We start from the raw sequence: 9494 nt of genomic DNA, 5'->3' as shown, positions 1-9494 counted from the left end.
CCTACTGGGCCCCGGCGCCGGGGGGGGATCAAGTGTGTCAATGGGGGGGGGGGGGCCGGCCGGGGCCGCCGGGGGCGGGGGGGGGGCCCGGGGGGGGCCCCCCGGGGGGGGGGGGCCCCCCCGGGGGGGGGGGGCCCCCCGCCTCGCGTGCCGGACCGTCGGAGCGCAGGACCCGACTGCTCGGGTACCGGTCCGCTCGGGTACCGGTCCGTCAGGCCACCGGGCCGGCGATGCCGCTGCCCAGCAGGTGCCGGCCCTGCCGGACGAGGTCGTTCAGGTGCAGGGCGAGCCGGGCCGCGCCGTCGTACAGGGCGTGGACGGCAGGGAGGCGTTCCAGGCGCGGTGCCAGCGCCGACAGGGTGATGGCGAGGGCCACGCCGGCCCAGGCGACGGGTCCGAGCGGGGTGCAGCCGAAGAAGTGGCTGACGCCGGGCGTCTGGACGAGCGCGGCCAGTACGGCGGCCGACCCCAGGGCCGTGGCCCACACCAGCGGGCTGCGGCGGCGCCCGGAGAGGGTCTGCACGAGCTGGGCACCGACCACGCCGCACAGGGCCATGGTGGTGGCCCGGCGCTCGGTGCCGGGAGTGAGGCGGCCGATGAGGTACGCGGTGACCGCCCCGAGGCAGGTGGTGATGCCGCGGCGGCGGATGGAGCGCAGCAGGGGCGCGCCGAGGACGTTCAGGCCCATCGGCCCGGTGGCGGCGTGTTCCGCGGTGGAGGGGTCGTCGCTGGGGGTGACGGCGACGGCCATGGCCGGGAACATGTCGGTGAGCAGGTTGACCAGCAGCAGCTGACGGGTCGACAGGGGTGAGGCGCCGGCGAGGAGGGTGCCGAGGACGCTGAAGCCGACCTCGCCGGCGTTGCCGCCGATGAGGATGCTGACGGCGTCGGCGACGCTGCGCCACAGGGCGCGGCCCTCGACGACGGCGTCGACCAGGACGGAGAGGTCGCCGGTGGTCAGGACCAGGTCGGCGGCGTTGCGGGCGGCTGCGGAGCCGCGGGACTCCACCCCGACCCCGACGTCGGCGGCGCGGATGGCGGCGGCGTCGTTGGCGCCGTCGCCCGCCATCGCCACGACCCGGCCCGCCTGTTGCAGCGCCTCGACGACGTGCAGCTTCTGCTCGGGGGCGACCCTGGCGATGACGCCCGCGCCGTGCAGGACCCGGACGCGCCGGCGGCGTTCCATGGCGACCAGCTCGTCGCCGGTGACGACCTCGGTCTCCTCCGGCCAGCCCAGTTGCAGGGCGATGGCGCGGGCGGTCTCCGGGTGGTCGCCGGTGAGCATGACGGGCAGGATGCCGGAGCGGCGCAGCTCCACGAGCAGGGCCTGCGAGGTGTCGCGGGGGACGTCGGCGAGGGCGACGAAGCCGCTGAACTCCAGGTCGGCGAGGGGCGCTTCGAGTTCGGCGTCGGGGTCGTCGGCCCGGCAGGGACGGCGGGCGACGGCGAGGACCCGCAGGCCCTTGCCGGCCAGTTCGTGGGCGGTGTCGGTGGCGTGGGCGGGCAGGTCCCGGCAGGCGGGCAGGATCGTCTCGGGGGCGCCCTTGACGACGAGGAGTTCACCGGCGTCGGGGTCGCGGCCGATCGCGGCGGCGTAGCCGCGCCGGGTCTCGAAGGGCAGCTCGCCGGTGGGGGTCCAGCCCTCGTCGGGCGGGGCGACGTCGAGGACGGCCTCGTCGGTGGCGTGCGCGATCCGGCGGCCCTGCCCGGTCTCCTCCTGCGGGCAGGCGCGCGCGGCCAGCCGTACGACGGGGACGGCCTGTTCGGCGTCCGTGGCGAGGACGGTGCCGTCGGCGGTGGCCACGCGGACCAGGCGCAGTCTGTTCTCGGTGAGGGTGCCGGTCTTGTCGAAGCAGACGGTGTCGACGCGGCCGAGGGCCTCCAGGGTGCGCGGGGTGCGGACCAGGACGCCGCGGCGGGACAGCCGGCGGGCGGCCGCCATCTGCGCGACGGTCGCGACCAGGGGCAGCCCCTCGGGCACGGCGGCGACGGCGACGGCGACACCGCCGCTGACGGCGCGCCGGACGGGGCTGCCGCGCAGCAGGGACAGACCGGTCACGGCGGCGCCGCCGGTGAAGGTCACCGGCAGTGCCTTGCGGGTGAGTTCCTGGAGACGGGCCTGGACTCCCGCGGGCGGCGGGGTGCGGGCGGCGAGCGTGACGGCGCGGCCGGCCTCGGTCTGCTCGCCGGTGTCGACGACGAGCGCGGTGGCCCGTCCGGCCACGACGGTGGTGCCCTCGAACACCATGCAGGTGCGGCGGGCGACGGGCAGGCCGGGGGTGGCCTCGACGGACTTGGTCACGGGCAGGGACTCGCCGGTGAGCGCGGACTCGTCGACCTCCAGGCCGTCGACGTCCAGCAGCCGTGCGTCGGCGGGCACCACGTCGCCGGCGCCGAGGCTGATCTCGTCCCCGGGGCGCAGCCGGGTGGCGTCGACGGTGACGGTGCGCCGGTGGCTGTCCTGCTTGCGGGCCTTGGGCTGCTGCCGGGCCGCGAGGCGTGCGAGGGCCTGTTCGGCGCGCATCCGCTGGAGCCCGCCCGTGACGGCGTTGAGGTCCATCGCGCCGACGACCAGCAGCGCGTCGACGAGCGAGCCGAGCAGCGCCGAGGCGACGGCGCCGGTGGCCAGGACGGGGGTGAGCGGGTCGTCGAGTTCGCGGCGGACGGCGCCGGCCGCCTGCCAGGTCCAGCGGGCCGGGGTGACGGCGGGGTGGCGGGCGACCCGGACCGCCCGCCGCCGGGAGCGGTCGGCCAGCAGGGCGAGTCCGCGGGGGTCGTCGTCGCGGTGGGCGCGGGCCAGCCGCTCGCGGGCCTCGTGGGGCTCCAGGGCGTGCCAGGGGATGTGCAGCCGGGGCGGTGGCGGGGTGGCCCGGGCCACCCGGGTGGCTTCGAGCCAGCCGGTGAGCAGGGCGTTGGCGGCGGCGATGTTGACGGGGGCGTGGCGGGTGAGGGGCCACAGCAGGTGCCGGCCCGGGGGCCGGCCGCCGCGGGCGACCAGGAGCCCGGACAGGGCCGCGCCCGCGCGGGCGAGCGTCTGGGAGCGGCGTCCGACGCGCCGGGCGGCGGGGATGGCCGTCAGCAGCCGCCACACGTCGGGGAGGCCGCCCGGGACCAGCGCGTCGGCGCCCCAGGAGACGGCCGACCGGCCGTCGGTGAGGGCGATGGCGACGTCGCCCGCGGGCAGCCCGGCCACGACGGGCCCGTCGCCGGACTCGTGCAGGCGGGCGACGGTCACCACGACGTGGCCGTCGTCCTGAAGGGCCCGTACGACGTCCCCGAACGGCCGGCTGCCGGGGGCGACCTCGTCGGCGAGCCGGGTGATGTCCTTCAGGTCGGAGCCGCCCGCGATGACGACGTGCAGGCGCGCGCGGCGGGCGGCGTCGAGGACGGCCTCGGCGAAGGGGTGCACGGGGTCGTCGGGATCGCTGTCGTCCTCGGGGCCGCTGCGCAGGGCGTCGGCGTGCAGGACCAGGGCGTCGGCGATCTCCAGCTGGCGCAGCCGTTCCCCGCTGCGCACGAGGATCCCGGCGTGCGCGAGGAAGGTGCCGAGGGTCGCGCTGAAGGCGGCCGGTCCGTACCGGGCCGCCTTCGGGGAGCCGGCGAGGACCGCCTCGGCCGCGTCGTCGGCGCTGTGGGTGACCAGGAGGGTGGCGGCGGCGCCGGCGAGGCTTCCGGTGCTGGCGTGCGAGGCGTACTCCTGGGCGGGTGTCACCTTCAGGGGCGGCCGGGTGTCCGTGGGGCTGGGCAGGCTGGTGCGCCGCGGGTGGCAGATGTCGTCGTGCAGGGCTTCGAAGGCCGCGGCCCTGGCCACGGCTTCGGTGAGCTGAGTGGAGCGCAGGATCCCGTCGAGCACGAGCGCCAGCGGGGTCTGTCCGACGCCGTGCGCGGCGGCGTTGGCGGCGGCGAGGACGAGTTCCATGCCGGAGGTGCCGAAGCGGCGGCGGAGCACGGCCCGGAAGCGGGGGTTCTCGCGCAGCAGGGTGACCGTGGCGGTGACGATGCGTGAGCTGGGCGGCAGACGCAGGGAGCGGCCGGCCAGGGCACCGGCCGCTCCGGCGGCGTCGAGCAGGATCGCCGCGGCGGTGACGCGCACCTCGCCGGGGTCGCCGGGGTGCGTGGTCCCGGGAGCCTCCGGGTCGGCGTCCTCGCCGAGGCCGAGACGGGCGGCGAGTTCGGTGGCCCGTTCGGTGACGCGGTCGGTGGCGGCGTCCTCGGCGAGCGTGATCACCAGACGGCCCAGGCCCTCGTCCCAGAAGGCGGCGAGCACGTCCGGGTGCTCGACGAGTTCCTCGGCCACCCGGCGGGCCGGGGCGCCGGAGTCGCCGTCCGGGTGGCGCAGGGCGAGGTGGAGGTGCCGCCCGGCCGTCCAGTGCCGGCCGCCCGTGAGGGCGTTGCGCGCGACGTTGCGGACGCGGCGCGTGGTGGCGTAGACCGAGGTCACTCCCTGGGCGGTGCCGCGGGCGGCCCCGGCGGCCGCCCCGGCCACGGCCCCGACGAGCGGGGCGACGTCGAAGCGTGTGAGCATTTTTCTGCTTCCCGATTCAGCCGGTGGGGTGGCCGTCGTGCCCGTGCCGGTGGGCCCGGTCGCCGTGGTGCGGGTCCTCGCCGTGGTGCGCGGTGGCTTCGGCGACCTGCTTCAGGGCGGAGGCGGTGGCGGTGTCGCCCACCTTGGCGGGCTGTTCGTGCACGTGCTGTTCCGGCCGGTCGTGCCGGTAGTGCGACGAGGCGAGCCGGGCGCCGGGGCCGTAGGCGGAGGTGTCCGGTTCGTCCTCGGCCCCGGCCGTGGGCGTCTCGCCCGGGCGGGCGCCGCCGGCTTCGCCGTCGTGCGCCGTGCCGTCGGAGTGCGGTCCGGGCCGCGGCTGGGTGAGCCAGGCGACGGCGGCGCCGGTCAGCGCCACGGGCCACTCGACCACTCCGGCCACACCGAGCACGCCGGCACCGGCGTAGACGGCCATCCGGCGCCCGCGCGGCGAGACCGCGCCGATCCGGTCGAGGGCGTCGGTGGCGACCTTGCCGACCTGTTCCGCGCCGGGCAGGTGCCGCAGACCCGAGGCGACGGCCCGCAGCGGCTGTGGAAGATCGGACGAACGGGGTGTCTCCTGGTTCATGGCGACCTCCGCGAGCGCATGGGTGGGCGGCTTCCGGTTTCCCCCCTCTTCGCCCCATATTCCGTCTTCGGTGGGATACGCGCTTGTCTTGTTCGGCCGAGGCGCCGCTTCGGCGTCAGACGACGGTCTGGCCGTCGTGGATGCCGCCCATGCAGCGCTTGGTCCAGGGCGAGCCGTCCCCCACGGCGGAGATGATGATCATGCCTCCGCCGGCGATGCACTGGCTCGCGGTGACGTCCGCCGGCAGCGCCGCGGCGCGGGCGGGGGCGGCGAGCGCGGTCAGGGCCAGGGCGGCGAGCAGGGCGTACGGCAGCGTGCGCATGAGAACTCCTTCGGGCGGGCCGGACAGGGATGCCGTCCCAGCGTCACCAGGGGGTGCCGGGGCCGCCAGCCGGGTGAGGGATCCGGGGGGCGGACGGCGACGCGGCCAGACCGGATGGTGATGCGGGCGACGCGAGCGGAGGGCGGCGCGGACGGCAACGCAGGCGACGCGGGCGACAAGGGCGACGCGGGCGGCGGTGCGGGCGGGGACCCGGCAGAGACGGCCGGAGCCTTCCGTGTCGGCGCGGGCGCGCCGGGTACTCGCTGCTGGCAGACACGCAGGCCGTTTGGGTCCGGACGCCGCGCGGGAGCGGCTGGTCCGGTTCGGTGAAGGGGAGTGGTCATGACGCAGAACGGGGATGACGCGACGCTCGTCCGGCGACCGGGGGTTCCCGACCTCGGGTCCGCGGCGGAGAGGAGCGTGCCCGCGCCGCCGCAGGACCCGTCGGCGGACGAGCCGCCGCACGAACTCCCCCTGGACCGCAACCAGGCGATCCTGGAGGCGGCCAAGCAGGTGGGGGCGCTGCTGAAGCGCAAGGGGCACCTCTTCGCGCTGGCCGGCAGCGTGGCCGCCTACGCCCACGGCGGCGAGAAGAACCTCCAGCACGACGTCGACTTCGCCATCCGCCCCGAGGACGCCGACGCGGTGGCGGCCACGCTGCGCGACGCGGGGCTGACGGTCTACACGCCGCCGGAGGACTGGCTGATCAAGGCCACGTGCTTCGGCCAGCCGGTCGACATCATCTTCGAACTGGCGCACCGGCCGGTCGGCGCCGACATGCTGGAGCGGGCCGAGGAGCTGTCGGTCGACTCGGTGCGCATGCCCGTGCTGGCCCCGACCGACCTGCTGTGGAGCCTGACCGCCGCCTTCTCCGAGCACCACTGCGACTTCGGCGCCGCCCTGCCGATCGCCCGGTCCCTGCGCGAGAAGGTCGACTGGGAGCGGGTGCGGCGGGAGTGCGGCGACGAGCCCATGCCCGCGGCCTTCTTCTTCCTGCTGGAGCGCCTGAACGTCATCTGAAGGAGCACCCATGAGCACCCACGGTTCCCAGGGCGCCGGCGGCGGGCCGGCGGAGAACCTGGACTACCGCATCGCCCATCTGCAGGACCGCCTCGCCTCGGGTGAGCTCGGCGAACTCGGCGTGCGGGTCGAGGCCCGCGGTCAGGCGGTGCTGCTCACCGGCACCGTGCCCTCGGCCCCCTGCCGCGACGAGATCCTGCGCACCGTCCACGAGGAACTGACCGGGATCCCGGTGCACAGCGACCTCGTGGTGACCGAGGCGTCCTCCCCCGACCACGCGGAGGAGCTGGCATGATCCGCATCGCAGCCGTCGGAGACATCCACATGGGGCCCGACAGCCAGGGCGTGCTCCGCCCCGCCTTCGAGACCCTGCCCGAGTGCGCCGACCTCCTGCTGCTGGCCGGCGACCTGACCCGGCACGGCACGCCCGAGGAGATGCGGGTCGTCGCCCGGGAGGTTCAGGGCCTCGGCGTTCCGGTGGTCGCCGTGCTGGGCAACCACGACCACCACGACGACCGGCCCGACGAGGTCACGGCCATCCTGCGGGACGCCGGCACCCACGTCCTGGAGGGGCAGCACACGGTCGTGGAGAGCGGCGGGGCCCGGATCGGCGTGGCCGGCACCAAGGGGTTCGGCGGCGGGTTCGTCGGCCGCTGCGCCGGTGAGTTCGGCGAGCCGGTGATGAAGGAGTTCGTGCGCTGCTCCCGCCGGTCCGCCGACGGCCTGCGCACCGCCCTGGAGCGACTCGGCGAGGCGGACTGCGACGCGCGGATCGCGCTGACCCACTACTCCCCCGTGGCGGACACCCTGGCGGGCGAGCCGCTGGAGATCTATCCCTTCCTCGGCAGCTACCTGCTCGCCGAGGCGATCGACACGGCCGGCGCCGACCTGGCGGTGCACGGGCACGCGCACGCGGGTACCGAGCACGGCATGACGAGCGGCGGCGTGAAGGTGCGCAACGTCGCCCAGCCGGTCATCGGACGGGCCTTCCACGTCTACCACCTGCCGGTCCGCGACCGTGCGGCCTCCCGGACCGTCGCGCACGCAGCCCCTTAGAGCCAGACCCCCTCCCCCCGCGCCGCCGGCCCTCGCCGGCGCCGCTTTTCCGTGCGGGCGGCGGTGATCCTCTCGTACCGCCTGTGGTGTGAACCCCCCGCACGTCGTGCCCGTTTCAGGCATTTTGTCTGCTTAGCATGCGAGCTCCGCGCTCCGTACGTCGGCGATGTCCCCACGCGTCCGCCCGGGGCGCAACTGCCCCGTACGAGAGGACCTCAGATGGCGCTGACGGGCCGTCAAAGACCACCGTCCGAGCATGCCTTCTCCCCGCACGACGCGGTACTGCGCTCTGCGGCCCCGCACGTCGCCCGCCGTCGCTTCCTGACCGTCACCGCGGCGGCCGCGCTGCTCGCGTTCTCCACCAACCGGCCGGCCCGCGGCGCCACCGCCGCCCGCGAACTGGACGCCGCCCGGATCACCGACGACCCGTTCACGCTCGGGGTGGCCTCCGGGGACCCGCTGCCCGACTCGGTGCTGCTGTGGACCCGGCTGGCCCCGCAGCCGTTCGCCGAGGACGGCGGTCTCGGGCAGCAACGCGTCGTCGTGTACTGGGAGGTGGCCCTGGACGAGTGGTTCGGCTTCGTCGAGCACCGGGGCGTGGCCACGGCCCACCCGGAGTACGCGCACAGCGTGCACGTCGACGTCAAGGGCCTGATGCCGGACAGCGAGTACTACTACCGGTTCCGGGTGGGAGCCTGGATCAGCCCCGTCGGCCGGACCCGGACGGCGCCGGCCGCGGGCAGCGACACCGACGGGATGCGCCTGGCCGCGGTCGCCTGCCAGGCCTACCAGGACGGCTACTACACCGCCTACCGTCACCTGGCGCAGGAGGACGTCGACGTCGTCTTCCACCTCGGCGACTACCTCTACGAGTACGCCGTGGACTCCGCCGGCGGAGCCCGCCGCTACACCGACCGCAAGCTGCCCGACGTGTTCAACCGAGAGACGACCACCCTGGCGGACTACCGGCTGCGCTACGCGCTCTACAAGACGGACCCGGATCTGCAGGCGGCGCACGCCCGGCATCCCTTCGTGGTCACCTGGGACGACCACGAGACGGAGAACAACTACGCCGGCGCCGTCGACGAGAAGGGCGGCCCGCAGGACCAGTTCCTGGTGCGCCGCGCCGCCGCCTACCGGGCGTACTGGGAGAACCAGCCCCTGCGCGCCGAGCAGTTGCCGCAGGGCCCGGACGCCCGGCTGTACCGCCGGCTGGCGTGGGGCTCGCTCGCCCAGTTCGACATCCTCGACACCCGCCAGTACCGCTCGGACCAGGCCTACAACGACCGGCCGCACGCCCCGGGCCCCGAGTCGGACGATCCGGCGCGCACGCTCACGGGCGACGCCCAGGAGCGCTGGCTGCTGGACGGCTGGCGGTCCTCCGGCGCGCTGTGGAAGGTGATGCCCCAGCAGGTGTGCTTCTCGCAGCGCAAGTTCGACCTGACCGCGCCGGCCCGGGTCTCCATGGACGCCTGGGACGGCTACCGCGCCTCCCGCGCTCGCGTGATGGCCGGCGCGAAGGCCGCGGGCGTCGCCAACTGGATGGTCCTCACCGGCGACGTCCACGTCGGGTACGCCTTCGACATCAAGGAGGACTTCGACGACCCGGCGTCGAAGACGGTCGGCACGGAATTCACCTGCACCTCCATCGCCAGCGGCGGCGACGGGACCGAGAAGCCGTCCGACTGGGAGACCTACATGAAGGCCAACCCGCACATGAAGTACTTCGACGGCCGGCGCGGCTACGTCCGCGTCGAGCTCGGCGACGAGAACGCGCAGGTCGACTTCCGCACCGTCTCGGGCATCACGAAGCCCGGCGGCACCATCTCGACGACCGCCTCCTTCGTCACGGAGGTGGGCTCGCCCGGGCTGAAGTCCGCGTGATGCCCGGCGCCCGTACTGCACATGGCGCCCTTCGCGGCACCAAAGCGCGAACCGGGACGGCCCGGGACATCACCCCGGGCCGTTCCGGCAAGGCCTGTGCGGGA

Annotated in this window: 7 protein-coding genes; 4 read left to right on the top strand and 3 right to left on the bottom strand. The window is 75.5% G+C overall.

Translation table 11 applies throughout. From position 1 onward, the window contains the following. Positions 1-211: 211 nt before the first annotated feature. The 3 genes from ACIGAQ_RS27680 to ACIGAQ_RS27670 form a co-directional block, all read right to left on the bottom strand. On the bottom strand, positions 212-4525 hold the full coding sequence (locus ACIGAQ_RS27680) for an HAD-IC family P-type ATPase (RefSeq protein WP_399787324.1): 4314 nt from the start codon (positions 4523-4525) through the stop codon (positions 212-214). A 16-nt stretch (positions 4526-4541) separates the two neighbouring features. After that, positions 4542-5108 carry a hypothetical protein gene (locus ACIGAQ_RS27675; RefSeq protein WP_399787321.1) on the bottom strand — a complete coding sequence of 189 codons (567 nt, stop codon included), beginning with the start codon at positions 5106-5108 and terminating at the stop codon, positions 4542-4544. Positions 5109-5223: 115 nt separating this feature from the next. Continuing rightward, complete coding sequence (locus tag ACIGAQ_RS27670) at positions 5224-5430, bottom strand: hypothetical protein (RefSeq protein WP_311678748.1); 207 nt, start codon at positions 5428-5430, stop codon at positions 5224-5226. Positions 5431-5772: 342 nt separating this feature from the next. On the opposite strand from ACIGAQ_RS27670, the gene ACIGAQ_RS27665 reads away from it, so the two are divergent. The 4 genes from ACIGAQ_RS27665 (at position 5773) to ACIGAQ_RS27650 (ending at position 9390) form a co-directional block, all read left to right on the top strand. Next, positions 5773-6450: a nucleotidyltransferase family protein gene (locus ACIGAQ_RS27665; protein WP_311678749.1), complete on the top strand. Its 678-nt coding sequence runs from the start codon at positions 5773-5775 to the stop codon at positions 6448-6450. 10 nt (positions 6451-6460) lie between these two features. Then, entirely contained in the window at positions 6461-6745 is a 285-nt protein-coding gene (locus ACIGAQ_RS27660; RefSeq protein WP_311678750.1) for a BON domain-containing protein, read from the top strand. Beyond that, positions 6742-7506 (top strand): metallophosphoesterase, encoded by a 765-nt coding sequence (locus ACIGAQ_RS27655; protein ID WP_399787316.1) that lies wholly within the window; start codon positions 6742-6744, stop codon positions 7504-7506. Before ACIGAQ_RS27660 ends, ACIGAQ_RS27655 begins: the two co-directional genes overlap by 4 nt. A 219-nt stretch (positions 7507-7725) precedes the next feature. Next, positions 7726-9390 carry an alkaline phosphatase D family protein gene (locus ACIGAQ_RS27650; protein ID WP_311678754.1) on the top strand — a complete coding sequence of 555 codons (1665 nt, stop codon included), beginning with the start codon at positions 7726-7728 and terminating at the stop codon, positions 9388-9390. Positions 9391-9494: the final 104 nt, after the last annotated feature.

This window comes from Streptomyces sp. NPDC085932, assembly GCF_044540525.1.
Classification (GTDB): domain Bacteria; phylum Actinomycetota; class Actinomycetes; order Streptomycetales; family Streptomycetaceae; genus Streptomyces; species Streptomyces levis.
Note: the sequence above shows the minus strand (reverse complement) of the source record. Positions and strands in the feature narration are given on the sequence as shown.

What these genes read in the sequence shown, in the direction of transcription:
- ACIGAQ_RS27660 (WP_311678750.1), top strand. Translation starts at nt 6,461, where the DNA reads ATGAGCACCCACGGTTCCCAGGGCGCCGGCGGCGGGCCGGCGGAGAAC.
- ACIGAQ_RS27675 (WP_399787321.1), bottom strand. Translation starts at nt 5,108, where the DNA reads ATGAACCAGGAGACACCCCGTTCGTCCGATCTTCCACAGCCGCTGCGG.
- ACIGAQ_RS27650 (WP_311678754.1), top strand. Translation starts at nt 7,726, where the DNA reads ATGGCGCTGACGGGCCGTCAAAGACCACCGTCCGAGCATGCCTTCTCC.
- ACIGAQ_RS27655 (WP_399787316.1), top strand. Translation starts at nt 6,742, where the DNA reads ATGATCCGCATCGCAGCCGTCGGAGACATCCACATGGGGCCCGACAGC.
- ACIGAQ_RS27680 (WP_399787324.1), bottom strand. Translation starts at nt 4,525, where the DNA reads ATGCTCACACGCTTCGACGTCGCCCCGCTCGTCGGGGCCGTGGCCGGG.
- ACIGAQ_RS27670 (WP_311678748.1), bottom strand. Translation starts at nt 5,430, where the DNA reads ATGCGCACGCTGCCGTACGCCCTGCTCGCCGCCCTGGCCCTGACCGCG.
- ACIGAQ_RS27665 (WP_311678749.1), top strand. Translation starts at nt 5,773, where the DNA reads ATGACGCAGAACGGGGATGACGCGACGCTCGTCCGGCGACCGGGGGTT.